This window comes from Paenibacillus sp. NPDC057934 (genome assembly GCF_042887565.1).
In the GTDB taxonomy this organism is placed as follows: Bacteria; Bacillota; Bacilli; order Paenibacillales; family Paenibacillaceae; genus Paenibacillus_AQ.
This window is the reverse complement of the sequence record NZ_JBHVPB010000004.1, coordinates 401,998-426,690: the sequence shown is the minus strand read 5'-3', so window position 1 is coordinate 426,690 and position 24,693 is coordinate 401,998. Positions and strand designations below refer to the sequence as shown.

Sequence of the window (24,693 nt, the reverse complement as noted above, 5' to 3'; positions counted from 1 at the left end):
TCGGATTCCGGGTAAAATACACTCATATTTCAACTCGGCTAGCATGCCTGTCTGGATCAAGAAAAGGGGCCGCTATGATGAATCAGCCATTGGATTTACTTCATTCACCCCATAACCCCGTCTCCTTCATCGAAACAGCGCTCCCTGAAGACACAAGCACAGACAGCTTCCTGTTGGAGCAAGCACATCAGACCATCCTGCAGAGTTATCCCAGAATGCACAGTATGCTAGTAGTGCGCCAAGGAAAGCTCATCTTTGAGCGTTATTATGATGATTTCCAAGCCGGGTCACTGAATGATCTGCGTTCAGCCACCAAAAGCTTCGTCTCCCTAATGACCGGGATTGCGATCAAGCGTGGGGACATTCCTTGTGTTAAAACCCCAGTCTGCGAGGTGCTGCATCGTCATATTCCTTCCCAGCCTTCTCCCCAACTCGAAGAGCTCACTCTCCGTCATTTGCTGACCATGACCACTGGCTTCAGTTGGATCACGGGAAAGAAACTGGGAGAGCCACTCATTCGCAAGTTCCACAACAGCCGCTGCTGGGGGGCCTTTGCCCTGAGTCTGCCCATTATTCCCGGCAGTATCGGAACTTTCCAGTATCGCAGTACCGATTCCCACCTGATCTCCATGATGCTCTCGGAGTCTACAGGTATGGATACCTTCAGTTATGCCCGCCAGCATTTCTTCACTCCGCTAGGAATTCATCATGTTGCCTGGACCTCAAGCCCCGAAGGACATAGCATGGGTCATATCGGCCTGTTCCTGACCGCCAGGGATATGGCCAAGACAGCCATCTGCCTGCTCAGCGGCGGCTTCTGGGCGGGCGAAGAGATCGTTCCACAGACATGGTTACAGGAAGCTCTTGAACCTCAAACATCCGGCTACCCAGCCTTCGGTGAATATGGATACCAGTTCTGGTGCGGTACGATGAGCGGACAGCCCTTCCGACTTGCGCACGGCCATGGCGGACAGCAGATTGTGCTGCTGCCAAGCCTGGACGCCGCTGTCATCTTCACCGCAGAAACCAAAGTCAGGCAATGGAAGAATCCACGGAGACTGGTGGAGCAATATCTGATCCCTGCCATGAGCTGAGGATCACATACTTTGTCCACCGCCCTCATAGAATGATAGGGAGAAGGAGTGTGATCCCTTTGTCCCCTTTCAGATCATCTACAGGCCTGCCCGACAATATCGCGGGTGCGCTATGCTATTTTTTCCCTTTTGCAGGCGGCATCGTTTTTCTAGCGCTGGAGAAAAAAAGTCGTTTCGTGCTTTTCCATGCCTTGCAATCACTGATCGCCTTCGGCGCGCTGATGGTCGGACATGTACTTAGCGGACTGCTGCCACTTATTGGTCCGTTTATTGCCGCCATCCTCTCCCTCTGTGGCCTGGCGATCTGGCTCCTGATGGTTTACCACTCGCTCGGTGGCAGATGGTATCGGCTGCCCTGGGCGGGAGCTTTCGCGGAACAACAGCTCCGCCACATTTAATCACCCTCCTCTTGCGTAAAAAAGATTCCCTTTCACTCTTCCACTCCTTACAATGGAGAGTAGACTAGACTGGATCTTTGAAGCTGGGGGAAAAGAAATGTACTTATTTATCATAAATTCGCGTTCCGGGGGAGGCACAGGGCAGCGAACATGGCGAATCGTAGAGAAGCTGCTGAAGCAGCGGCTCATCTCTTACGAGACCCTGTTCACCAAGGATGCTGCAAGCGCAGAACGTGCCGTGCTGGAGGCCTTGGCCCGGCGGGAGCATTGGGAGGCTGCCGTCGTTGTCGGGGGTGATGGCACGATTCACAGCGTGCTCGGCGCTCTTCATCAGACCGGAATCCGACTTGCGGTAATTCCAGCCGGCTCCGGCAATGATACGGCCCGCGGGTTCGGCATCCCTATGGACCCGGAGACGGCACTGGCGACAGCCACCGGTGGACGCTGGCTGGACAGTGACCTGCTCTCCGGCAGGGATGGATTCACCTTGACCGCTGTCGCTAGCGGTTTTGACGCCCAGGTGGCGGTTAATGTGAATAGCAGCCGCTACAAGCGTTTTTGCAACGCCATCGGTGCCGGGCAGTTGGCGTATATTATCGGCATCCTGCATACGCTGTTGACTTTCAAGCCTTGCCGAGTCAACGTAGCCTGCGATGGCAAGGAACATTCCTTCGAGACGGCCTGGCTCGTCTCGGTCTGCAACCTGCCGGGCTATGGCGGCGGGCTACAGATCTGCCCGCAGGCGGAGGCCGGGGACGGCCAGCTCGACGTCTGCGTCGTGCACGGGTGCAGCCGCGGGCAGCTCCTGCGGCTGTTCCCTACGGTACTGAAGGGCAGGCACGTGTCCCTGCCCTTCGTCACCATGCTGCGCGGACGCAGCGTAGCTGTGACCTTCGAGCAGCCCCGGCAGGCCATCGGCGACGGCGAGAGCCTCGGCCTCGCGCCGCTCGCCGTGCGCTGCGAGCCTGGCGCGCTGCGCGTGCTGTCGCCGCAGGGCACAGCCGCGGCGCAGAGATCCTGCCAAGCCAGCGGCTAGGCAGGAGAGCACCGTCGTGCCGGATAGGACGGCACGACAAAAAAGGCCAGCACGCGCTCTACTGCGCGTGCTGGCCTTTTTCGCTGCGGCGTAGAATAGCCGCAGCGAAACAAGCGGGAAACCATGGGCAGCCGCCCGGGTTTCCCGCTTACTACGACGAGGCGCTGCCGTCTAACCCGGCAGCACCTCGTCGTCTTCCACAAATGCAATTTGCCCGTCTGTGAGCGAAGCAATTCGCACGAGCGATTCCACGCGGTAGCCCGCTTCCTGCAGCAGCCGGTAGCCCGGCTGGAAAGATTTTTCGATCACAATACCGATTCCAGCCACGCTGCCTCCGGCCTGCTCCACAATCCTTGCCAGTCCAAAGGCAGCTTCGCCGTTCGCCAGGAAATCATCGACGATCAGCACCCGTTCTCCCGGAGCGATGAATTTCTTGGAGACGGTGATTTCATTGCTCTCTTTTTTCGTAAAAGAGTACACCTTCTCCACATAAATATCTTCTGTGAGCGTCAACGACTTCTGCTTGCGGGCAAAAATCAGTGGCACATCCAGCTCCAGAGCCGTCATGATGCCCGGCGCAATGCCAGAGGACTCGATGGTCAGCACCTTCGTAATCTCTTCCCCTGCAAAACGGCGGGTAAACTCGCGCCCGATCTCCCGCATCAGAATCGGGTCCATCTGGTGATTCAAGAAAGAATCTACCTTGAGCACACCTTGGCCGAGAACGATGCCTTCCTCGATTACTTTTCGCCTCAACAAATCCATATGTACTCCTCCTTCTCCCACAAAATGAACCCTTTCTTCCGCACAGACTACAGCCCGGTCGGTTTCTGAGGCATAAGGTTCCCAACAATGGATTTCAAATCATGGTCTTCTTTATGCTGATCCTGCGTGTTACCCGTGTCATACCCGGTAATCCGAATCTCCGAATAGTTAGCCCCTGCATTCACCGGTTTAAAAATCAGCTTCTCCCGGTCCTCCAGACGCACCTCGAATTTCATGTCCTTGAACATGCCAATCAGCTCAGCCTCACCCGGAGTGGCGCCTTCATCCAAAAACAACAGTCCGCGTAGTGGCTTCGGACCTTCCGGATGCACAACTTCAAAATGAACGATGCATTCCATATCTTTCACCTCCCTGAAATAATTTCGTTTCGGGCCGAAAGGCTCAGCCTTATTCTTGCCCACCCTCGCTGTGCATTACATATTTACTATAGATGCTGCTATAGCGATCACCGTACCGCTGTTCCAGTTCGGCGCCCATATCCTGCTCTAGCTCGAAAAGTACCATTTCTTGCGTAAAGTGATTCAGCAGCAACTCCACCATCACCGGATGCTCGGTGACGACAGCCTGTGCCGTACCGTCACTGTAACGCATGCCAAGCATGCACCAGCTCCGATCGATCACGAACGAGAATTTGCGACCATCACTGCGCGGCGGCTTTCCGCCGAGCGGCGTCCAGGCAGGTGGAGCTGCAACCGCATTGTCGCCGTCAAACGCCCACAGGAGCCTAACCCCCCGCAGCTCAGCTTGTTCCAACTCGCTGCGCAGTAGCGTTGCTTCCTCCCGCCAAACATCAACCACGATCTCCTGCTCAGCCAGATTCAACTGATGTATCAGTGCGCCAAGCACGTTGCGGTCTCCCTCGACATTGTAAAATGATGGGGTGACCGGTCCGCCGCGCGGCATTTCGTTCTCCATATAAGCGAGGGAGCTCTGAATCCGTCCGGAGATCATCGTCGAGAGTTCCTCCGGATTCAGTACACTATACCGTGCAGGCTCTCCCTCCCCGCATCGCACATATCCTTGCTGTGTCAGACGCTGCAGCGCAGCATATACGTTAGATCTCGATACTCCGAGCTGTTTGGCTACTTCATAGCCCGAAGCTTGACCTTTGGTCGCCAGCTCCACCATAATTTTGGACTCCATCTCTGTGAAGCCCAGATTGCGCAGATGCAGCAGCAACTGTTCCATTCTTGTGTCCCCCTAAGCTGACTGTAAAACTATATTTGCTCCGAGCCGCAGCGCGGGCACCACATGGAGCCTTTTGGAAGATCTGTGCGGCAAATCTGGCATTTCACCAGATCCCGCCCGCCATGCTCCTCGCTCGTCGCTGCCGGATCTTGTTGTTCTCCCGATTTCCAATCACGGATGCGCTGATCCAGTTCAAGCTGCCGTAACCGTTCACGTTCCAATTCATCAGCATGACGACGTTCCTTATCAACATCCGAGATGCTCTCATCATACTCTTCGAGCGGCAGTTCATCCTCGGCAAGCCCTGTTTCAGAGTACACGCCAGCCGGACTCATCTTCAACGCGATTTCCCGCTCCTCATCGGTCAGGTCCTCAGCGCCATAGTATTGATGCTCATCTTCTTCCTCATGAACGGTATACACCGGCTCCGGCTGGGAAGGTGCCTTATACGTAAAAGCCTGCTCTTCCTGCTTGCGTCCGCAGTGAGGACAAAAATTGGCGTCCAGGGCCACAACCTGGCCGCAGGCGCACAACCGCTCATTTTTCAACTCAGCTATGCGGGAACGCAAAACGTCGATTCTCTCCTGGTGTCTTGAACAGACGCGTGACAGCTCCACCATTTTTCCTTCGGCCTCTGACATATCTCTCAAACGATATCCTTCGTAGAAAAACCGGCCCATCTTCAAAAATTCAACTTCCATCTCACGCTCGATATCTGAAATCTGGTTATTCAGCTTACCGATCTCCACAGAACCTTGTGCTTTTTCGGTAACCCGGCTGGCACCGTCCTTGATACGCTGCAATAAGTTCATCGATGCTCCTCCTTCTCCACAGTGAAACGTGCTTCTATCATACCAAATGTGCCGCACAGATTCATTATTTACCGTTCTGTGTATAATAGTAAAAAATGAACCCAAGGGCAATATAACGGAAAATGGAGGGATTCACGATGCCGACCGATGACCAGAAAAAACGTTATTTTGTCTCTGCAGCCCATGGCGTAATCCAGAATATCCGCAACGAGTCCAATGAGTTTGAGATACACCTGAACGATGAGGAGCTTACGATCCTGCAGGATCTGTTAACTAGTCTGGAGAGCGACGATGACTATACGTTCCGCCGCGCCTTTGTTCCGTTTAAATCCGCCGATCACGATGACGCCGCCCAGGAGTTTGATGATCAGACCATTGCCTTATACTCATATTTGTACGAGCATGGCAGCAACGACACCACACAAATGATTAAGTCCCTGAATGTATTAACCAAGCTGGAGAACACCGCTTATCAAGACAAAGGTTATGGCCGTGACACACCCTGAACCAATAGATACGCAAGATGCAGCGGCTGTATGTACAGTAATACGTAATTTAACTCCAAATGATTGTGAAGAATCCTTGAACAGCCGCTGACCGGACACCGGAGGGGAATCCTTCGGTGTTCGTTTTTTTGCTTCCGGGGACATAGATCGGTTAAAATGGAGTCAGCTACACATAACGAAATCGGGAGAGAAGCAGTGGAAGACGAACAAGAAAGCCGTCAGCTTACGCTGAGTCAGTTGCAGGTACACGTAAAGGATCTTCAGCAATGGAAGGCCAATGAGGATTTTGCCAGACAGATTGAGGAATTCAAGGCATTACCGGCCCTTTACCGTCATGCTCTTAATGAGCTTCAGAATAAAATTGATATCATCAGGACAGAATGGCAGGTTCGTGATGGCTTTAGTCCAATCGAGCATGTCAAATCCCGTATCAAGGAACCTAAAAGTATCATCCAAAAGATGGAACGCAAGGGATATGATCTTTGCCTTGAGAATATGGAGAATTATATTCATGATATTGCCGGTATGCGAATCGTTTGTGCATTTGTCAAAGATATCTACCGTCTAGTGGATCATTTAAGTACACGTGAGGATATGCGCGTTCTGGAGATCAAGGATTATATCGCCCATCCTAAGCCGAACGGCTATCAAAGCCTGCATGTTATCGTCGCTATCCCGCTGATCCTGCTTGAAGGGACACGCTGGGTGAAGGCAGAAATTCAGCTTCGTACCCTTGCTATGGATTTCTGGGCAAGTATGGAACACATTCTGTATTATAAATTCGATAAACAGCTTCCGACACATGTTGCGGACGAACTCAAAGAAGCCGCGCGCGCCGCAGATGAACTCGATCAAAAAATGCTCCGCCTGCGCAGAGAAATCCTGGAACTAACCGAGGGCGACAGCAACGGTAGCAGTACCGGACTGCGTAATACTTAAGAACTGTTCTGCTTAAGCAGACTAACAAGCCTCAGCATTGTTGAACAGAATTTCAAGCCTAGGCCAAGAGTCAATAGCTCAATAGGCTGCTACCTATACAAGTGTTGATTGAACAACTCTGCGTTATCTAAAAAGAACCTTCATGCCCGAGCTTGAGTAGCGGCATCGAAGGTTCTTTCGGTTTATACTCATTACTTACTTCTTACTCATTACTTACTTCTTACTTCTTACTTCTTACTTCTTACTTTCCGCTTCTTATCTGCACCTTATCCATCGCTCAGTATCTCAATTCTGAAAACAACAGGATTATCTCCAGTTATTCAGAGCTAAAACTCAGTCATCCTTCATTTAACTGGAATTTCTCCAGCTAATTCGCTCAATATCCCCCACTATCCGGCCAAACGACAATATTAACAGGAGTTTTTCCTGATCATTAGCGGATATCTCGCGAAACCTACAAATTAACGGGAGAAATTCCCGTTAGCCCCCACCTCACCTGCTCCTTAGGCAAAACCATATCTATCACAGTAATACATGCTTACTACTTCGATGCATTGTGACGTACTACGGTGTACTGCAACGTACTACGATTCACTACGATTCACTACAATGTACTATGACATAGCACGGCACATCGCAAATATTGCCTGTGCATTTCACAACTCTATATTACACCTTGCGAATGTTCTCCGCCCGCTTAACAGCAGCTTCGGACACCCGCTGCATAACCAGATGCAGTCCCTCGCGAGCTTTAGGAGTCTGAGGCAGTAGCAGCTCCCACTCTTCCTTCGTGTCCACAGTCACCGGTGCGGAGGGGAGAGCACGTTCTGCGATTTCATGGAATAGCGTACCAGGCTGATGCAGCGAGCCTTCAGCCGCTGCCTCGGCCAGCCACTCCCCGGAGGTGACCGGCGGTCCTTTCCGCTCGAGACGGGTCAGTTCAGATACCAGATCACTTGGCTTTGCCAGTTCGCCCTCTACAGCTTCCTCCCCCTGCTCCTCTGCCCAAAGCGAGAATACTCCGTTCAGCAGCTCCGCCTGGTTCATCCCCCGCAGCGCAAAAGCTAACCATGGATCATGAGCCAGTTGGTTCCTCAGCAGCCTTAGCAATTCGATCTGCTTGCCTTCATGGAGGAGGCTGTAATTCCCCCCCTCCAATTCAGCCGCAGACGGCAAAATATATGTCTCAAGAACCGCATCAGCTATTCGCCCCTGAAGCAGCCCATACACTTCACCAGCCTGCCCCGCCAGCATGCGTATGATGCCTCTCTTGGCATCCATTGCCCAGAGTGGAACCTCTAGACTGACCCTGACATCAGCGTCCCACAGTGCATTTATTTTACCGGGGGAGACTTCCAGCTTCAGCTTTGGCTCTGATAACTCACTCATGTGATCCCTCCTGTTCCCCTTCCCGTTCTACATCCAGTCCTGACCCTGCAGCTCAATAAGCTCCTTCAGTTCATGATTGGACATCTCGGTCAGCCACGTTTCGCCAGAGCCAACTACCTGCTCGGAAAGGCTTTTTTTGCGTTCAATCAGTTCGTCAATCCGTTCTTCAAGCGTACCCTGGCAAATTAACTTGTGAACCTGCACATTTTTGTGTTGTCCGATGCGGAAGGCCCGGTCTGTCGCCTGGTTCTCTACTGCCGGGTTCCACCAGCGATCATAATGCACCACATGGTTCGCCCGCGTCAGATTGAGTCCGACCCCGCCTGCCTTCAAGGAAAGCACGAAGAATGTCGGCTGGTCTCCATTCTGGAAATCATGCACCATCTCGTCACGCTCGCGCTTCGAAATCCCGCCATGCAGGAACAACGGCGCTCTTCCGTAACGACGCGACAACCTGTTGACAAGCAATTCGCCCATCGCAACATACTGGGTAAAGATCAATGCAGATTCACCAAGCTCGGCAATACTGTCCAGCACCTCGAACATGACCTCCATTTTGCCGGATTGCTCACTCCGCAAGCCCCGGCCTTCGTCCCGCCGGAACAACTGGGGATGATTACAGATCTGCTTCAACTTCGTAAGGGAGGACAACACGAGACCACGCCGAGCCATACCGGAGCGTTCACCGATCACCCCAAGCATTTCGTCCACAACCCCTTGATAGAGCGCTGCTTGGGTATCCGTAAGCGGACAATACGATTTGAGCTCTAGCTTCTCCGGAAGATCTTTGGATATGTCCGGGTCGCTCTTAAGCCGTCTGAGCAGAAAAGGCGACACCAAACGATGCAGCTCACGCAACCGCTCTCCGCCTTCACCGGATACATACCGCTGGCGGAAGGAGTGATAGGTGCCAAGATAGCCAGGATTTAAAAAGTGGAAAATAGACCATAGCTCGCCAAGTCTGTTCTCTACTGGCGTTCCCGTCATCGCGATCCGATGCGGCGCTGAGAGCTTCATCACACTCTGCGCCTGCTTGGTGCGGTGGTTCTTGATATATTGCGCTTCATCCAGTACAACCGTTGACCACTGCACGCCTGCAAGATCCTCACTATCCCGGCCTGCCAAGTGATATGTCGTCAGCACAATGTCGTGGCTGTCCGCCAGATCCAGAAAACCCTCGCCGCGGATCCGGCGACTGCCGTGATGGATGTGCAGCGACAGCGAAGGTGCAAATCGCTGCAGCTCACGCTGCCAGTTACCGAGAAGCGAGGTCGGGCACAGAATTAGTACCGGCCCTTTCTTTTCCCCCTCAGGAGCTGTAAGTGCGCGATCCAGTAGGCAGGTAATCACCTGCACCGTCTTCCCAAGGCCCATATCGTCGGCCAGACAGACCCCGAAACCGAGATTGCCCAAGGCAGCCAGCCATTGATATCCCCGCTCCTGATAAGGTCGCAGCGTGCCGTGAAGGACATGTGGGACGGGACGATCCTCATCCCTAAGCACATCGCCGTGCATGATAGAAGCCAGCAGACCGGAAGTTTCCATGCCCGTAACGGACATTCCTTTCCATAGCCGATCTTCGCCATCCTCTGCCTCCAGCCTCATCCAGTCCGCAGCAGTCATTTCACCACTCTCATGGCGCTTCATATATCTGAGCACTTGGCGAATTTCCTTCGGATCTACCTCGACCCACTCACCCCGGAAACGGACAAAAGGAACCCCCGCCTCCACCAGTGCCTGCAATTCCTCTTCAGTGATAGAAGTATCACCTAGCGAAGCCTCAATCCGGAAGGAGATCAGCTCCTCCATGCCGAGCGCAACCGCTGGTGGACCGTCTAATCCTCCCGGCGGCTGCATCTTCATCTTCATGCCGACACGCCGACGCCCTTCACGGCTCCAGCGCGAAGGCATCTGGACCGTGATTCCCCGGGCAGTCAACTGCTGCACCGTCTCTTTCAGGAAGAAATGCAGACGATGCGGCTCCAGATCTACACCTTCTGGGGCTGGAGACTTAAGCCCGGCTTGGATGTCAGGCGATACCTTGCCCGCACTTCCGAGCGCCGTCAGAAACTGCTGCTGGATATTACGGTAGCGCCTACCCCACAACGTAAATTCCTGTTCTCTACTGCCCCAGATGGCTTGAGCGGGCAGCCAAAACTCCCCTTCTTCCCGATTCTCTGCCCAAAAAGACAATCGCCAAACTTCCGCCTCTTCTACCGGTGGCTCCAGACGCAGACCCAGGCCAAGCTGCCCGCTCTGCTCCTCTTCTGTCGCGGTTTGCGGAACTCCACTTCCTGCGGTTTCATTCACACCGGCCAGCAATTCATCAACCTCAGCCTGGGTCCCCTGCACCGGAATGTCACGGCTGCCGGTCAGCAGACTGTTCCACCACAGCTCCGTCAGCGGAGAGGTGCCGCGCCGATAATTAGCCTTGAAGGGGGACAGCTCCCCTTCCATCCCGGTTATGACCCGCTTGATCTCGGCTGTCATGATCGCCTGCAAGAAGGAATACAGCACATACGCCCCCGCATCTTCGCGGGATGTGACCTCACTGGCTTCAGCTGTGTGTGTTCCTAGTGCCAATACCGGCATTGAGGCAGCGAGCTGAAGAAAGTACTCTCTGTCCTCCGGTTGGCGAAAAACAGGTGACCAGCAGGCCACAGCTGCCTGTTCGCCGCCCCGACGGCGTGAGCCTACCGGGCGCAGCGGCTGGGCGCCGGGAACAAACCCGCCCGTGCCCATTAGCTCCAGGGCAAACCGGGCCGCGGCTGCCCAGTAACGCAGCTCGCCGCCAGGCTCTACGCCCTGGCTCAGACATTGCTCCGCGTCCCACGCGAGCAGCAATTCAAAAGCATCTTTGGGCGCCAAGGCCAGCCCCTCAAAGGTACGACCCGGCAGCGCGCGGCGGACCGGCTTCCCTTCCACAGGCAAGACTGGATATTTCACTTCCGCCAAGCGCAGCGCTGCGCTCGCAAAAGGACGCAGTCCTCCCTGCAGCTCCAGACGCTTGACCACACGGGTCCACGCATCTACCTTCGGCTCAGATGTCTCGCCGGAGAAGCAAAATAAAACGTCTCCTAACCATATTGCATACAGATGCTTATTCATTGATGATCTCCTAATAAATAATTCAAATATATAAAGGATCAGATATCCTTGAAGTAAAAGACTTCATCTCATCATCATATACGAAAAAGCGCCGATTTAAAAACCTTTCTGCTTTTTTTCTGCAGATTTCCATGGAACCTCCCCTGCAACCGGAGATAATTTCGTCCGTATGCTATAATTGAGATTATTTAACAGGAGGTGGCATAGATCAAATCACAACCCCCATTAATCCTAAATCGACGACAATTCATGACGGGTCTGATTTTATTCGTTGCACTCATTGTGCTTAACATCCGCTATCCCGGGACGGATTCCTGGATGAATATCCTGCTGAATACCTTCGGGATTCCGCTATACAGCTCACCAGCAACACGGACCGGCCTGCACTATTCCGGTATAGTATCACTAATTTTACTGTTAGCCTCAATTGCCTTTTTCAACATGTCTCTGTCACGTCATCGGCTACTTCTGTTCATAGTCTTCATGATATTACTAACGAAAGTGCCTGATGGGCTGGTCAGCAGCTACCAGCGCTTGTTCGCTTCAGGTGTGTACGCACTTGAACTAAAACCTGAAAAAATAATATGCACATACAAGCTTGAGGGGGTAACTTACAACGGTCAATGTCAGCTGCCTGTGCGCAATTACAGTGCCAACGGAGTCGTGGCAAAAGTAGTCCTTCAATGGCCTGAGCTCGAAGGACACCCGCTAGCCGGAGGCTCCATTCCCCTCTCTTCCCTTGAGCTGAAGCCCCATGATCGCGGTAGCTACACTGCTGAATTTCAGCTTCCTGCAACAGGATCTACAAGCGTGGAAAGCGGACAGCTGAGAGGATTTTCGGTCACCCTTATTGACGAAAAGCACAGTCGCACCTGGGAGCGATAGGATTCCCTATCAACTCGCCCTAAGCTGCCGGAGCAGACTCGTAAGAAATGGATCAGATGACTGCTCTGAAGCCTTTTCGAGAATGAAGCCTGCTGCTTATTCAAGTCATAAGCGGGTAACAGCAAAAAGGAGTCGCAGCATTCCTGCCGCGACTCCCTGACTTGTAAACTTCCCTATTGCTTTTCATGTCAACTTCCAACAGTGCAAAATAGCTTGTCCCGCGCTGCCGGAATTTTTATATGGTTTATTTCTTGCGAGCAATCGCCTCGATCTCAACCAGTCCATCTTTAGGTAGACGAGCTACTTCAATCGCACTGCGTGCCGGATAAGGCTCCGTGAAGAACGTGCTGTATACTTCGTTCACGGCTACAAAATCATTCATATCTTTAAGGAACACTGTAGTCTTAATTACATGATCCAGTGAGGCTCCTGCTTCTTCAAGAATAGCCTTGACGTTGTTCAGGGCTTGACGAGTTTGTTCCTGTACACCTTCTGCTAGTTCTCCCGTCTCTGGATTCAAACCTAGTTGACCGGAAGTGTGCACCCAGTTCCCCGTAGCGATAGCTTGGCTGTATGGCCCAATTGCACCAGGCGCTTTAGATGTTGCTACTTGCTTCTTACTCATAATTTTATTCCTCCCATATCCATGGATTATTTATGGTCCCATTGTACGTCCTGTTCTCTGTCTAATGCAAACATCAATCTGCATAAGACGTGAGGTCGCCTGCCTAGCCCTTGCCGATTACATGTATCACATCATTAGGATAGATATGTACGCCAGCGGTGCCAGCCAGCGAAATATTCACCATGGCCCGGGCTACCGTCTCTCCGTGGATGGCTCTGTATTTGGCCGCTTTACCAACCATGGCAAAATCCAGCGCAGTCATCAGGCGGGCCGCCACTCGCTCCCCAAGCCTGAATTCCTTACGTTGTCCCAGCAACAGAGAAGGCCGGAACAGGTGCAGACCATGGAAGCCAGTCGCGATCAGCCCTTCCTCGGCACGTCCCTTGGTCCGGCTGTAGAAATTGCGGGACTTCACATCCGCCCCTATCGAGGAGACGGCCAGCAACTGCCGTACTCCCTCTTCCTTTGCTATAGCAGCAGCCTCAAGCGGATATCCAAGATCGACCCGTTCGAAGCTGCTTTGCGAGCCTGCGGTTTTGATCGTCGTTCCGAGACAGCAGAACATCACCTGCACTCCCCGGAACTGCTCTCTGTACCGAGACAGCTGTTCCCAGTCCACTATGGTCTGCTTGAGTAAAGGATGCTTGATCCCGATGGGACGTCTGACCAGCACCCTGATCTCATCCCAGGCTCCCCGGCGTAATAGCTCCTGGGTCACTGCCTTCCCTACCAAACCGGTGGCTCCCAGCACCATTGCTATTCGTGACATCGCAGAGCCTCCTTTTTCACAAAAATCATCATAAATCATATCACCTTTACGCATCTTTAAGAATTTTCCGTCCGAGAGTTGCAGCCAGCACAATCATCAGCAATCCGACAACTAACTGCGTTCCGAATACCTGGATCCAGTGCGGCCAATCCTCAATCCATTCGTAGATTTTACCGCCAATTAGCGGACCAAAAAACGAGGAAATACCCGTAAGCGCTGCATACACTGCCATATACATCGGACGCTCTTTTTTGGGAGTATCGCCAATAATAAAGTTGAAAGCCAACTGATTGAAGCCACCAACACCCACCCCGAAGACAATATGGGCGGCGAACAGCACCACCAACATCGGCAGAACCGCGAGCAGACCCCAAATTAACGAGGAAACAGCAATAATGGGAAGCGTCCAAAGCAACAAACGCTTGTTGCTATATTTCGCATTCAAGTTCCCCCAGACATAGAAGCTGGCCATCATGAACACCGTCTGTGATACATTGAGCAACGACATCGTTTGATAATTGATATTCAGCAGTTGCAGCATCACATAAGAATACAGTGGTACGACAAGGTTTTGCAGCAAAAGCCAGCCAGCAAGGAACAATGTAGACTTCATGAACAGTGTGTCGTGGAGCGGTTTCTTGAGCATCGGTAGAAACTTGTTTTCTTCAGACTTCTCGAACGGCACATCCGGGTAGAAGAGATAGACAATAATGTTAGCCGTTGAGAAAATCCATACCACAATGTACAAAATGAGAAACCCATGGCCCCCGGGATAACGGTCCAGAACGATGCCACCGCCGTACATCACCAGACTGCCCAGAGCATTTAGAAAAGTATTACGGATTCCGAAATAACGGCCGCGCACTTTCGGCGGAACCAGATCACTGATAACAGAGCTCCATAACACGGAGCCGGCTGTATTCGCAATGAAAGCGGTTGTATATAACGCTATAAAAGCTACTACCCAGTATTCTTTTGGAAAGATAAACGGCACCAGGCCGGTAGAACTCCACAGTATCCGGTGAAGAGCAACAAAAGTGACCATAGCCCACTTGCGACTGGGCAGCTTCTGGATCAGGAACGCAACACCGATCTGGCCGATATTGACCAGCGTCGTCAACGCCAGCACAAAACCGATCTGACTCGAGGTAGCTCCTAAATATAACAGAAAGCCAGTAAGAAACTGCCCTTGAAGCAGGACCTGGAAGATCGTCGCAGGAATCCCCTCAAATGTGGCTATCTGCAAATTCTTGCGCTGTACAGAGGCTTTGCGAATACGCTTGGGACGATGAACCGGTTGCCTGTTTCTCATGATGCTCATGGGAACGATAACACTCCTTTGATGCGGCTTTGGCTTCATTCTACTCCGCATCAATCTCCTGTCAATATGGCGAAATCACAAATAAAATTGGAGCCCCGTTCCTGAAATTCCTCTTGTCCTAAATAGGCAGATACAGTGAAAAGATACTGCCCTTCCCCTCCTCGCTCTGAACAGTGATGAAGCCGCCGAGCAGTCTGGCAAGATCATGACTAATGGACAACCCTAGCCCTGTTCCGCCGTATTTACGGCTGATCGTCCCGTCCGCTTGCCGGAAGGCTTCGAAAATGATCACCCGCTTCTCTTCGGCAATGCCGATGCCACTGTCCCTGACTTCAAATACCACCCAGTTCAGATCCTGCCCGTCTTCCCACCGCTGTTCCGCTCGGATACTCAGCATTACACTGCCCATCTGTGTGAATTTAAACGCATTAGATAGCAGATTTCGCAAGATTTGCTGCACCCGCTGTGGATCTGAGATAATGGTCGGAGTGAGATTTTCACTTACACTGACCACAAATTCAAGCTCCTTCTGCTTCGCAATCACACTGAACTGCAGAGACAATAGCTCTGGAATCTCGCTTACATTCACCTGTTCCCTGATAATATCCAGTCGGCCCGCTTCCACCTTGGACAGGTCAAGGATATCGTTGATAAGCATCAGTAGTTCTTCGCCCGAACGATGAATAATACCACCGTACTCAGCGATCTCTTCCCCGGTAGTGGAATTATCATTTTCTTCTATTAATTGCGATAGATTGATTATACTGTTCAGAGGGGTCCTCAGCTCATGTGACATATTGGTCAGAAACTCCGATTTGTATTGAGAGGCCAGCATCAATTGCTTCGCTCTTTCCTCTAGCACGATTTCATTCTTGTGCAGTTCCTCTGTTTGAGCGGACAACAGCTTGTTCGCACGCCGTATCTGCTCATTGCGGGAAAGCTCCAATTGAAAGTCCCAGATGATCAGCGCAAATAAAATACTGAGAAGCAATCCAGAAGGAAATGTGATCGGCATAATTTCTGTTATGTACTCTGTCGCAGGGATTACACCAAATATAGTAATATTCAGCGCGTTCATGACATTCACCGCCAGAATGACAATAAGGCCTTGTTTTATTATGGAAGCTGTTGAACGGGTAATCCAGAAGCTGAGTCCGGCGCAGAGGAAACCAAGAATCGATAGATTGAGCATTCCCGCCAGTGCTGCTTCGTTCCATCCGAAGGTCAAACGGGTCAGACCCGTTCCAAATCCGATCAATAAGAGGGGAAAGGGCTGCGGAAAGGCGATTGTCGTGATAATGATCGGCACGAACCTCAAATCAAAGATGACATGATCATCCAGTCTGTATCCAAAAAAAGAACTGATCCATCCGGCGAGTATCGCCAGGAATACCCAACTTACCTGCTTCACGCGTTTAGACGCATATGTGATGAGATGCTTGTATAATAAATTGGCCAGATAGGCAACGGTGATCAACACTGCTGTGTTCACGAAAAATATTTTTAAATATTCCATAGCATCACTCCTGGCCTAAATATTAGAAACTACCAGTAATACTAGCATAAATATTCCACCTAATTCATAGAATAACAGGCACTATACTACAATCTCCAGCATCTAATTAAGCACCCTTCTCATCGGCAGCAGAAGAGCGCAAATCAGATGCGATTTGCGCTCATTTCCTATGCTATTGTTTCCAATAAACCCCAAGAACGAACGTCCCAGGTTCTATGTTCTTCTTCTGAGCGTCCTTCGTATATCGGACATGCCTTCACAGGCCTTATTACCCCTCCTTCGTAAGCATGAATCCTGACTTGTTCTTCACCTTGGGGAAAGAAGTCGTCTTTTGTCACATAATAATCTTTAAAATAGCTTTCAATATTTTCTAAAATTTGATATACTACATATATAAATTAATTTTTTAAAGATTTAAGTGATTATTTTCACATAATTAAGCATCATTTCTGTGCTAGAATGCCATCGAAGATGAAACAAGTTCATTAAATTTTTCATTATACATAACCGATATATGTCATGTAACAGCTACAATCAGAGCAATCGCCCCAAAATTAAAGTGACAAATGTCATTTATAAAGTGATTTTTATCACTTCCAAAGTCGTTAAAATGTTTTACATTTTAATATATATATTTTAAACTATTTTCTTGGAGGTCATACCAAATGAAAAAAGCTTCTGTAATCTTGTCGAGTGCCCTGATTCTTGGTTTGCTTGCAGGCTGTGGCAACAACAACAGCAACAATGCCACGACTGCGACTAACACCCCCGCTGAAACAACTGCACCTGCCGCAAATTCCGGAAATGCCGGAACTGAAACTGCCAAGTATCAAGACGGCGTCTACTACGGAACTGCACCTGCTGATGAAAAAACTGGCTGGGAATCCTACGCTATTCTGACTGTTGAAGGCGGAAAAATCACAAAAGCCGACTGGAATGCTTTCAATGTAAAAACTGCTGGTGATCTGAAGAAGAAGGTTTCTGAAGATGGCAAGTACGGTATGAAAAAAGGCGGCGCTCAAGCAGAATGGCACGAGCAAGCTGCAAAAGCTGAAGCATTTTTGATCGACAAACAAGATCCTGCGGCAATTACCCTTGACGCTGAAGGCAAAACAGATGCAATCTCCGGTGTATCCATTCACGTTGGTGAACTGGTTGAATCCGCTAAGGCTGCCCTGGCTGCTGGACCTTCCGAAGCGGGCCCTTACAAAGACGGTGGTTACACTGCAGAAGGCGAAATGGATGCTGAATCTGGCTGGAAATCCACTGTAGCCCTGACTATTGCTGACGGTAACGTTGTCGCTGCTAACTTCAGCGGTGTAAATGCTGCTGGTGATGACAAGAAACAATTCTCCATTGATGGTAAGTACGGCATGAAAAAAGGCGGCGCTCAAGCAGAGTGGCATGAAGAGATCGCCAAAGCAGAAGCTTACTTCGTAGAGAACAAAGGCACTGCTCCTGCACTGGATGCCGAAGGCAAAACAGATGCAATCTCCGGTGTATCGATCCACGTTGGAGAGTACTACACATTGGCAGCAAAAGCGCTTGAAGGAGCAAAGTAATTTAACGACAGCTCCCTCTTACAGCTAATCAGACGAACGAGGTGAATTTCTTTTGAAAAAAATAGTCATTTTGGGCGGCGGCTACGGCGGCGTACTCACGGCTAAAAAACTGGCAAAGAAATTTAAGAACAACAAAGAAATTGAAATTACGCTTATTGACCGGAATCCGTACCACACGCTCTTAACTGAGTTGCATGAGGTTGCCGCAAACCGCGCTCCTGAGGATTCGATCAAGATTGATCTTAAAAAAATCTTTGCCGGATTGAAAGTCGATGTTGTACTGGATGAAATCAGCAATATTGATTTTAAAGGTAAAAAGCTTAAATCCGAGAAAGCTACCTATGCGTTTGACTACCTTGTCATCGGTACAGGCAGCAAGCCAACCTACTTCGGCATTCCGGGCGCAGAAGAGAACACCTTCTCCTTCTGGTCCAATGATGATGCGGTTGCACTCAAACGCCAGATTCGCGACATGTTCACCAAAGCGGCAAAGGAAAAGAATGCGGCGGTGCGCCGTTCCATGCTTACCTTTGTAATCATCGGTGCTGGATTTACTGGTGTCGAGTTGGTCGGCGAGATGGCCGAGTATCGCGAAGAGCTTTGTAAAGAATTCTATATCGATCCATCCGAAGTCCGGTTGATCGTTGCAGATATGGCTCCTAAGATTCTGCCGATTCTGCCAGATAAGCTGATTTCCAAAGCAACGGCTTATCTGAAAAAGTTGAACGTAGAGATCGTTACCGGAGCCAAGATCACTGAAGTAGGCAAAGGCAGCATTGCTCTTGGCGAGAAGAATGTCGTTGCTGCGAATACTGTAGTATGGACTGCCGGTGTTGAAGGCTCTGAAATCGTAGGTAGCCTCGAAGGCGATGTTAAGCAAGAGGGCCGCAAACGTATCGTTACGAATGAGCATCTTGAAAGTGTAGATCATAAGAACGTGTACGTTGTCGGGGATAACATTTTCTTCATCCCTGAGGGTGAGACCCGTCCTGTTCCACAGATGGTTGAGAATGCTGAGCAAGCAGCCCCAATCGTTGCTGGCAACATTGAAGCTGACATTAAAGGTACGGCGAAAAAAGCCTACAAACCAGGCTTCCACGGTACCATGGTATCGATCGGTAGCCGCTACGGTGTAGCAAACGTTGGTCTTCCTGGCAAACTGTTTATGCTTACCGGCTTTATGGCTATGCTTTCCAAGCACGCCATCAATATGTTCTATCTGTCCCAGGTTGTAGGCTTTAACAAAGTATGGACTTATATGATGCATGAATTCTTCCATGTGGAGAACCGCAAGAGCTTCCTCGGCGGTCATTTCTCCAAACGTTCGCCGAACTTCTGGCTCGTTCCGCTTCGCGTTCTGCTGGGTGGCATGTGGTTGTATGAAGGTATTGATAAGCTCCAGAAGATATGGAGTGACCCTAATAAAATCTTCCTGATTCCTGCCGCACCGCATGCTGTAGATGCTTCTTCCGCAGCAAGTGAAGCAGTCAATGCCGTTAAAGATACGGTGGATGCTCAATCCGCAGCTTCAGCTGTTTCCACCGCTAAAGAAGCGGTTCAAGCACTGCCAGTTCCGAACTTTGTACACAGCATTACCAACTGGTTCATGGATTTGATGTTCTATCAAGCTGACGGAAGCTATACTTTCCTGGCAAAATGGTTCCAAATCGGTATGGTTGCCGCCGAGATTGTCTTTGGTGTTATGCTGATCGTCGGTCTGTTCACTGCTATTTCTTCCATAGCCACGATAGGCATGGCCGTTATGATCTGGTCATCCAAGATGGCTTCGACGGAAATGCTCTGGTACGCTGCAGCAGCTGTTGCCTGCATCGGCGGTTCCGGTAGCACGCTTGGCCTGGATTACTATGTCTTGCCTTGGCTGAAGAAGCAGTGGAAGAGAATTCCGCTCGTAAGGCGCTGGTATCTGTTCACCGACTGACGTTAATTCCCTTATTTCATTAGCATTCACAAATTTTAAACATTTATATCGTTAAAATGTGAAGTTTGTATGTTCTTTCAGCTTAATATGTGTATTCTTCAGAGTAATGTGTCCGCGGACACATTACTCTACTTATTTACGAGTGGTTTTGTAGGGATGATCGGGAATGGTTCCTTCCAGCAAAACCGACAAGAAGGAGAGATTCTTGTGAATAATCAACTCGCTCAAGAGACCTTCCGGTTGCTACAGGCTGACATGTCACCCATCGCCGGAATTCAGCTGCATCTCTCTCCGGTGGAAGGTGAGCAACTGCTCCCGGTACTGGAACGCCATGATCTGGAATACAGCCGCAAAGTTCATTTGCTGGGTATTTACACCATTCTCACCCTGGCTGCGAAACGCCATATGGAATGTGTACCACATCATCCCGACCTTACCCGCAACATTTTGGATGGAGACTATTTATACAGCTTTTACTTACAATTTGCGGTGAAAACCCGCGAGTTGGATCTCGTAGCTTATTTGGCTCCTTCAATCAAAAAAATGCAGATTAGACGGGCAAATGGAAACTTCGCGGAAGAGAATCTGGCTGTTATAATGGAAGAGTTCCTGATCAGGGAACAAAGACAACAGGGACGCACAAGCAAAGCCATTTGACAGGTGGGGATCATTAAGATGAAGCTGCATGAGGCCTTGAACATCGACCTGAAGGAAATAAACCGGGAGATTGAGAATCTGGTGGCGCGTGATAAAGATGTGCCTAAGAATTCGCAGCTTGCCCAAGGCATTCTGCAATTGATCGGGTCCGGCGGTAAACGGCTTAGGCCATTGATGGTCATCGTCGGAAGCCGTTTTGGCCGAAAGCTTCCCGGACGCAGAGCTCTCCAGCTAGCCGCAGCCGCGGAATTCATTCACGCCGCCTCCTTGATTCATGATGACGTTATTGACGATGCAGAAGTTCGGCGCGGAAGTCCTGCTCTCCATGTCATAACCGGCGTAGGTTCCGCCGTACATATCGGGAATTACATGTCTGCCCGGGTCATTGAGCTGTTAAGCAAACACACCGGAGATAAAAATCGTTATGTTCATGACCTGTCTGCTGTCGCGACCGCTCAGCTCTGTCTGGGTGAGTACCAGCAGTTGGAACATGCCTATGATTACGACTTCACCATGGAGCAATACTTGGAGAAATCACGCAACAAAACAGCGCTGCTGATGGCTACCTGCCTACGCGTCGGCGCCTTGTCATCCGAAAGCACAACAGAGGCCGCAAGCCTTCTGTACAACTTCGGTGAGGCGCTGGGCATGTCCTTTCAAATCCAGGATGATCTGCTGGATTTCACGCAGTCTGCTGAGGTACTCGGTAAGCCGGCCGGCAGTGACCTGCGCCATGGCCAAGTCACGCTGCCGGTGCTATTCGCCCTGCAGGACCCTGAGCTGGCCCCGGCCATCCGTATGATCGGCCCCGATTCTTCGGATGCCGAGATTTCTCATGTACTTGGCCTCATCACCCGCAGCGATGCGCTGCTGCGGGCCGAGCAGGTCAGCCGGGATTATCTGGACCAAGCTGCTGTCATTATCCAGCAGCTGTCATCCTACCCGGCGCATACCAACCTGGTCACGTTGCTGGAATACTTCTCAGCGCGTGACCACTAGCGGCGGGGTTATCAATCCCCCGCCGGGAACAAAAAGCCTCTACTCCCACCTTAGCGTGGTTGTAGAGGCTTTTTTTGTTATAGCATAATCTTGGATGTAGAAGCCATTTCCGTTATTTTTTGATCTTACAGTTACTATTTTGATCTTTTACCCACTCTTTTTGATCTTGCGGCCACCATTTTGATCTTGTAGCCATTACTTTTGATCATTCAACCACTCTTCTTAACGATAAACTTCAGATGGAGTGCCGCAGCCTCACAAGATTAGTTTAACTACGCACACTTCTCTTCACCGGAAATCCGCCCCTTTTAATTAACTGGAAAATCTCCAGTTAATTCGCCATTTAACACCAAAAGAAAAAGATTAACAGGAATTTTTCCCATTAATCTTTGTATTTCAACCTAAAAATAGGCTAACCTAATGAAACAACTGGATAAATTCCCGTTATTCGTCCTAATAATCCGTTTTCCTTCGATTTAACAGGAATTTCTCCCGTTACCTTCCTACGTGTATAATACAAACTAATTCATAATACAAGTTCATCGTAATACGAGTTCATCCATAATACGAGCATAAACAATAGGCTCACTATAGCACTAAGCTCAATAGACTAACTTTAGCCCTAAGCCGCACATTCCCGGAAGCCGCACTAACAGCACTTTGCACCTTGCACTTAGCACCTAGCACCTTGCACCTTGCACTTAGCACTTAGCACTTAGCACTTAGCACTTTGCACTTAACTTAGCTAACTGCCCACCTTACCTAACCTTCCACTCAGCTAACGTAAAAATAATCCACCAGCGTACACAACAGGATCACCATACTGATCACCTGATTTAGATTATACGAAGCCACCTTCATCAATTTGCGATTCGAGGGCTTGATGATCTTGTGTTCAGTCATTAGTAGGACCGTCGCTATACCGATTCCGAGCAGATAGATCCAGCCTAGATCACGCCAGACGTACAGGAAGAGCAGCAGCATAATCATGATAAAGTGCAGCCCCTGGGCGATGCGCAGAGCATTCTCCAAGCCGAAAAAGCTAGGAATGGACCACAACCCATGCCGGCGATCAAATTCAATATCCTGCGTGCCGTAAATAATGTCAAAGCCGGCAATCCACAGCATGACTACTGTCCCAATGACAAATGGGGTGAAGGCAATATTGCCCGTCACGGCGAACCAAGCGCCGATTGGAGCCGAAGCAATCACAAACCCCAGATACAGATGGCTGAGGAACGTAAAACGCTTGGTATACGAGTATGAGGAGATTAGCAGAATCGCTACCGGCGACAGCACCAGGCAGAGCAGATTCAGCATCCCCGAAGCCACAATAAAGATAGCATAGTTGATAATGATAAATAAAATGACTTCTTTCTCCATCAGTAGCCGTTGTGGCAGATGGCGGTGGGCGGTGCGAGGGTTGGCTTTGTCAAAAGCGCGATCTGCCAGCCGATTGAACGCATTCGCACCGTTTCGGGCGCCGATCAAAGCGATCAGTCCCCATAGCATGACCCGGCCGGACGGCCAGCCGCCTGCTGCCCAGACCATAGAAATAATGGCAAACGGCAGCGAGAACAGCGTATGGGAGAACATGACCAATTCGCCGAACATTTTTATTTTTAGAGCAGCATTCTTAAAAGCATTGAATATCACCATAGCATGATTCCTCTTTCTTCGTTTCCTGTAGCATGCGGCTTCGCCCACGGGTCAAACCCATTGCTTGCACTATTACTTCGAGACTTGCCGCAGCACCTCATCCAATACTGTAATCATACCATCAATATCTTCGGCTGTAACGATAAGTGGCGGCTGAAAAGCCAATACATTACGGTTGATTCCGTTCTTGCCAATCAGATAACCACGGTCCTTCATCTCTTCTAAAATGTCGTCCGTTAAGGCCCCGGCAGCAGCGGCATCGCCCCCAGTAAGCTCCGCACCCAGCATAAATCCGGTTCCCCGCACATCGGAGATCAACGCCGGGTAACGTTCTTGCAGTGACTTAAGACCTGCCTTAAGATGGGCCCCGAGCGAGGCCGCACGTTCCTGCAGCCCCTCAGTACGGATATAATCAAGCACAGCAAGGGCTGTAACAGCTGATACCGGGTTTCCGCCAAAGGTAGAGGCAGACGGGCGGTTCAGCGAAAGTGCAATCTCATCCGTGGTGGCGAAAGCCGCTACCGGTACGCCGTTACCAAGTGCTTTGGCCATGCTGATGATATCCGGCACAACATCAAAGTGCTCCATCGCAAACATGGCACCCGTCCGCCCAAAGCCGGTTTGGATCTCATCAGCAATCAGAAGCACACCGTACTGATCCAGCAGCGCCTTCACCTCGCGGAAGTACCAGGATATTGGCATAATCATGCCTCCGTTACCCTGAATCGGTTCAGCGATCAGCGCGGCGATACTGTCTCCCTTTTCCTCCAGCACCCGTGCCAGACTTTTCAGCGAGATCTCTGCCGCCTCTTCAAGCGTCAGACCCGGATGATAAGGCCGTTCAATGAACGTAACATCCTCATCGAGATAACGATCTGTTCGCCACATAGGCAGACCTGTCACACTCATCGTCAAGTTAGTTCGGCCATGCAAGCCGCTTTCCAGCGCTATAAACCCTTTGCGTCCGGTGTGCATCCGGGCCAGGAGCAACGCCCCCTCATTAGCCTCTGATCCGCTGTTGACGAAGAAAGTCCGGCGCAAGTTACCTGGCAGCACTTCCTCCAGTCTCTCCGCCAGATCTACAGCTGGCTGCGTTAGATAGATCGTTGTTGTATGCTGCAACTGCTGAAGCTGTGCTATCGTCCGTTCGGTAATGGCCGGATTACAGTGACCGCAAGCCACTACAGAGACGCCAGCGAAGAAGTCGGTGTATTCCTTCCCCTTTTCATCATAGACAAACTGCATATTCCCCCGTACGATCTGTGGAGAATCGCGATAAAAATGCGCTGTGCAGGGATAGAAGTATTGTTTGCGTTTGGCAGCTACTGCTTCTCTTCCAATATAGCTTCCTTGTTCCATCGATGATTTCCTCCCTTTCTGTTGCTTGATAACCCGAGACTTGGGATTATTCGCAGGCTACATGTTATTTTTAATTTTAACTTATATAGCGGCATAATCGGTGAATAAAATGAATACTTTGTGAAAATAATAACAATATAACTCAT

22 protein-coding genes are annotated in these 24,693 nt (G+C 50.4%); 10 read left to right on the top strand and 12 right to left on the bottom strand.

The annotated features are described in order from the left end of the window. Positions 1-77: 77 nt before the first annotated feature. The 3 genes from ACFVRY_RS11730 to ACFVRY_RS11720 all read left to right on the top strand — a co-directional run bounded on the left by ACFVRY_RS11730 (position 78) and on the right by ACFVRY_RS11720 (position 2,528). A complete protein-coding gene (locus tag ACFVRY_RS11730; RefSeq protein WP_387500352.1) occupies positions 78-1,094 on the top strand; it encodes a serine hydrolase domain-containing protein in 1,017 nt (338 codons plus the stop codon). A 59-nt stretch (positions 1,095-1,153) separates the two neighbouring features. Then, the gene (locus tag ACFVRY_RS11725) at positions 1,154-1,492 is read left to right on the top strand and encodes a DUF4870 domain-containing protein (RefSeq protein WP_387500350.1); all 339 of its coding nucleotides are present in this window, start codon (positions 1,154-1,156) and stop codon (positions 1,490-1,492) included. Between the two features lie 97 nt (positions 1,493-1,589). Further along, complete coding sequence (locus ACFVRY_RS11720) at positions 1,590-2,528, top strand: diacylglycerol/lipid kinase family protein (protein WP_387500348.1); 939 nt, start codon at positions 1,590-1,592, stop codon at positions 2,526-2,528. A gap of 171 nt (positions 2,529-2,699) precedes the next feature. Here ACFVRY_RS11720 and ACFVRY_RS11715 read toward each other — a convergent pair whose 3' ends face one another. From ACFVRY_RS11715 to ACFVRY_RS11700, 4 genes are read right to left on the bottom strand one after another with little or no spacing between them, the layout of a single operon-like run. Beyond that, positions 2,700-3,293 (bottom strand): xanthine phosphoribosyltransferase, encoded by a 594-nt coding sequence (locus tag ACFVRY_RS11715; RefSeq protein WP_387500346.1) that lies wholly within the window; start codon positions 3,291-3,293, stop codon positions 2,700-2,702. 47 nt (positions 3,294-3,340) lie between these two features. Continuing rightward, complete coding sequence (locus ACFVRY_RS11710) at positions 3,341-3,652, bottom strand: hypothetical protein (RefSeq protein WP_387500344.1); 312 nt, start codon at positions 3,650-3,652, stop codon at positions 3,341-3,343. 49 nt (positions 3,653-3,701) lie between these two features. After that, positions 3,702-4,502 (bottom strand): TrmB family transcriptional regulator, encoded by an 801-nt coding sequence (locus ACFVRY_RS11705; protein WP_387500342.1) that lies wholly within the window; start codon positions 4,500-4,502, stop codon positions 3,702-3,704. 29 nt (positions 4,503-4,531) lie between these two features. Next, entirely contained in the window at positions 4,532-5,314 is a 783-nt protein-coding gene (locus ACFVRY_RS11700) for a zinc ribbon domain-containing protein (protein WP_387500340.1), read from the bottom strand. Between the two features lie 137 nt (positions 5,315-5,451). Between ACFVRY_RS11700 and ACFVRY_RS11695 the strand changes: the two genes are divergently transcribed. Continuing rightward, a complete protein-coding gene (locus ACFVRY_RS11695) occupies positions 5,452-5,820 on the top strand; it encodes a hypothetical protein (RefSeq protein WP_387500338.1) in 369 nt (122 codons plus the stop codon). 237 nt (positions 5,821-6,057) lie between these two features. Next, entirely contained in the window at positions 6,058-6,759 is a 702-nt protein-coding gene (locus ACFVRY_RS11690) for a GTP pyrophosphokinase (RefSeq protein ID WP_387500490.1), read from the top strand. A gap of 669 nt (positions 6,760-7,428) precedes the next feature. Here the strand turns inward: ACFVRY_RS11690 and ACFVRY_RS11685 are convergent. Both ACFVRY_RS11685 and ACFVRY_RS11680 read right to left on the bottom strand, forming a co-directional pair. Next, a complete protein-coding gene (locus ACFVRY_RS11685) occupies positions 7,429-8,148 on the bottom strand; it encodes a hypothetical protein (protein WP_387500336.1) in 720 nt (239 codons plus the stop codon). Positions 8,149-8,175: 27 nt separating this feature from the next. Further along, on the bottom strand, positions 8,176-11,256 hold the full coding sequence (locus ACFVRY_RS11680) for a DEAD/DEAH box helicase (RefSeq protein WP_387500334.1): 3,081 nt from the start codon (positions 11,254-11,256) through the stop codon (positions 8,176-8,178). A 249-nt stretch (positions 11,257-11,505) separates the two neighbouring features. Here ACFVRY_RS11680 and ACFVRY_RS11675 point away from each other — a divergent pair, with 249 nt between their 5' ends. After that, positions 11,506-12,141, top strand: a complete 636-nt coding sequence (locus ACFVRY_RS11675) for a hypothetical protein (RefSeq protein WP_387500332.1) — start codon at positions 11,506-11,508, stop codon at positions 12,139-12,141. Positions 12,142-12,385: 244 nt separating this feature from the next. Here the strand turns inward: ACFVRY_RS11675 and ACFVRY_RS11670 are convergent, their stop codons facing one another. The 4 genes from ACFVRY_RS11670 to ACFVRY_RS11655 form a co-directional block, all read right to left on the bottom strand. Continuing rightward, entirely contained in the window at positions 12,386-12,766 is a 381-nt protein-coding gene (locus ACFVRY_RS11670; protein WP_066374678.1) for a RidA family protein, read from the bottom strand. Positions 12,767-12,869: 103 nt separating this feature from the next. Beyond that, the gene (locus ACFVRY_RS11665; protein ID WP_387500330.1) at positions 12,870-13,535 is read right to left on the bottom strand and encodes an NAD(P)H-binding protein; all 666 of its coding nucleotides are present in this window, start codon (positions 13,533-13,535) and stop codon (positions 12,870-12,872) included. 46 nt (positions 13,536-13,581) lie between these two features. After that, complete coding sequence (locus tag ACFVRY_RS11660) at positions 13,582-14,856, bottom strand: MFS transporter (RefSeq protein ID WP_387500327.1); 1,275 nt, start codon at positions 14,854-14,856, stop codon at positions 13,582-13,584. Between the two features lie 118 nt (positions 14,857-14,974). Further along, positions 14,975-16,372, bottom strand: a complete 1,398-nt coding sequence (locus tag ACFVRY_RS11655) for an ATP-binding protein (RefSeq protein ID WP_387500325.1) — start codon at positions 16,370-16,372, stop codon at positions 14,975-14,977. 665 nt (positions 16,373-17,037) lie between these two features. On the opposite strand from ACFVRY_RS11655, the gene ACFVRY_RS11650 reads away from it, so the two are divergent. The 4 genes from ACFVRY_RS11650 (at position 17,038) to ACFVRY_RS11635 (ending at position 21,529) form a co-directional block, all read left to right on the top strand. After that, positions 17,038-17,934, top strand: coding sequence for an FMN-binding protein (locus ACFVRY_RS11650; protein ID WP_387500323.1), 897 nt, complete (start codon positions 17,038-17,040; stop codon positions 17,932-17,934). 52 nt (positions 17,935-17,986) lie between these two features. Continuing rightward, positions 17,987-19,873, top strand: coding sequence for an FAD-dependent oxidoreductase (locus tag ACFVRY_RS11645; RefSeq protein WP_387500321.1), 1,887 nt, complete (start codon positions 17,987-17,989; stop codon positions 19,871-19,873). Between the two features lie 207 nt (positions 19,874-20,080). After that, a complete protein-coding gene (locus ACFVRY_RS11640) occupies positions 20,081-20,530 on the top strand; it encodes a hypothetical protein (protein WP_387500319.1) in 450 nt (149 codons plus the stop codon). Positions 20,531-20,548: 18 nt separating this feature from the next. Next, a complete protein-coding gene (locus tag ACFVRY_RS11635) occupies positions 20,549-21,529 on the top strand; it encodes a polyprenyl synthetase family protein (protein WP_387500317.1) in 981 nt (326 codons plus the stop codon). A 774-nt stretch (positions 21,530-22,303) separates the two neighbouring features. Here ACFVRY_RS11635 and ACFVRY_RS11630 read toward each other — a convergent pair. Further along, entirely contained in the window at positions 22,304-23,188 is an 885-nt protein-coding gene (locus tag ACFVRY_RS11630) for a UbiA-like polyprenyltransferase (protein ID WP_387500315.1), read from the bottom strand. A gap of 72 nt (positions 23,189-23,260) precedes the next feature. After that, a complete protein-coding gene (locus ACFVRY_RS11625) occupies positions 23,261-24,547 on the bottom strand; it encodes an aspartate aminotransferase family protein (RefSeq protein WP_387500313.1) in 1,287 nt (428 codons plus the stop codon). Positions 24,548-24,693 lie beyond the last annotated feature (146 nt).

What these genes read in the sequence shown, in the direction of transcription:
- ACFVRY_RS11730 (WP_387500352.1), top strand. Translation starts at nt 78, where the DNA reads ATGAATCAGCCATTGGATTTACTTCATTCACCCCATAACCCCGTCTCC.
- ACFVRY_RS11720 (WP_387500348.1), top strand. Translation starts at nt 1,590, where the DNA reads ATGTACTTATTTATCATAAATTCGCGTTCCGGGGGAGGCACAGGGCAG.
- ACFVRY_RS11715 (WP_387500346.1), bottom strand. Translation starts at nt 3,293, where the DNA reads ATGGATTTGTTGAGGCGAAAAGTAATCGAGGAAGGCATCGTTCTCGGC.
- ACFVRY_RS11710 (WP_387500344.1), bottom strand. Translation starts at nt 3,652, where the DNA reads ATGGAATGCATCGTTCATTTTGAAGTTGTGCATCCGGAAGGTCCGAAG.
- ACFVRY_RS11705 (WP_387500342.1), bottom strand. Translation starts at nt 4,502, where the DNA reads ATGGAACAGTTGCTGCTGCATCTGCGCAATCTGGGCTTCACAGAGATG.
- ACFVRY_RS11700 (WP_387500340.1), bottom strand. Translation starts at nt 5,314, where the DNA reads ATGAACTTATTGCAGCGTATCAAGGACGGTGCCAGCCGGGTTACCGAA.
- ACFVRY_RS11695 (WP_387500338.1), top strand. Translation starts at nt 5,452, where the DNA reads ATGCCGACCGATGACCAGAAAAAACGTTATTTTGTCTCTGCAGCCCAT.
- ACFVRY_RS11685 (WP_387500336.1), bottom strand. Translation starts at nt 8,148, where the DNA reads ATGAGTGAGTTATCAGAGCCAAAGCTGAAGCTGGAAGTCTCCCCCGGT.
- ACFVRY_RS11680 (WP_387500334.1), bottom strand. Translation starts at nt 11,256, where the DNA reads ATGAATAAGCATCTGTATGCAATATGGTTAGGAGACGTTTTATTTTGC.
- ACFVRY_RS11675 (WP_387500332.1), top strand. Translation starts at nt 11,506, where the DNA reads ATGACGGGTCTGATTTTATTCGTTGCACTCATTGTGCTTAACATCCGC.
- ACFVRY_RS11670 (WP_066374678.1), bottom strand. Translation starts at nt 12,766, where the DNA reads ATGAGTAAGAAGCAAGTAGCAACATCTAAAGCGCCTGGTGCAATTGGG.
- ACFVRY_RS11665 (WP_387500330.1), bottom strand. Translation starts at nt 13,535, where the DNA reads ATGTCACGAATAGCAATGGTGCTGGGAGCCACCGGTTTGGTAGGGAAG.
- ACFVRY_RS11660 (WP_387500327.1), bottom strand. Translation starts at nt 14,856, where the DNA reads ATGAGCATCATGAGAAACAGGCAACCGGTTCATCGTCCCAAGCGTATT.
- ACFVRY_RS11655 (WP_387500325.1), bottom strand. Translation starts at nt 16,372, where the DNA reads ATGGAATATTTAAAAATATTTTTCGTGAACACAGCAGTGTTGATCACC.
- ACFVRY_RS11650 (WP_387500323.1), top strand. Translation starts at nt 17,038, where the DNA reads ATGAAAAAAGCTTCTGTAATCTTGTCGAGTGCCCTGATTCTTGGTTTG.
- ACFVRY_RS11635 (WP_387500317.1), top strand. Translation starts at nt 20,549, where the DNA reads ATGAAGCTGCATGAGGCCTTGAACATCGACCTGAAGGAAATAAACCGG.
- ACFVRY_RS11630 (WP_387500315.1), bottom strand. Translation starts at nt 23,188, where the DNA reads ATGGTGATATTCAATGCTTTTAAGAATGCTGCTCTAAAAATAAAAATG.
- ACFVRY_RS11625 (WP_387500313.1), bottom strand. Translation starts at nt 24,547, where the DNA reads ATGGAACAAGGAAGCTATATTGGAAGAGAAGCAGTAGCTGCCAAACGC.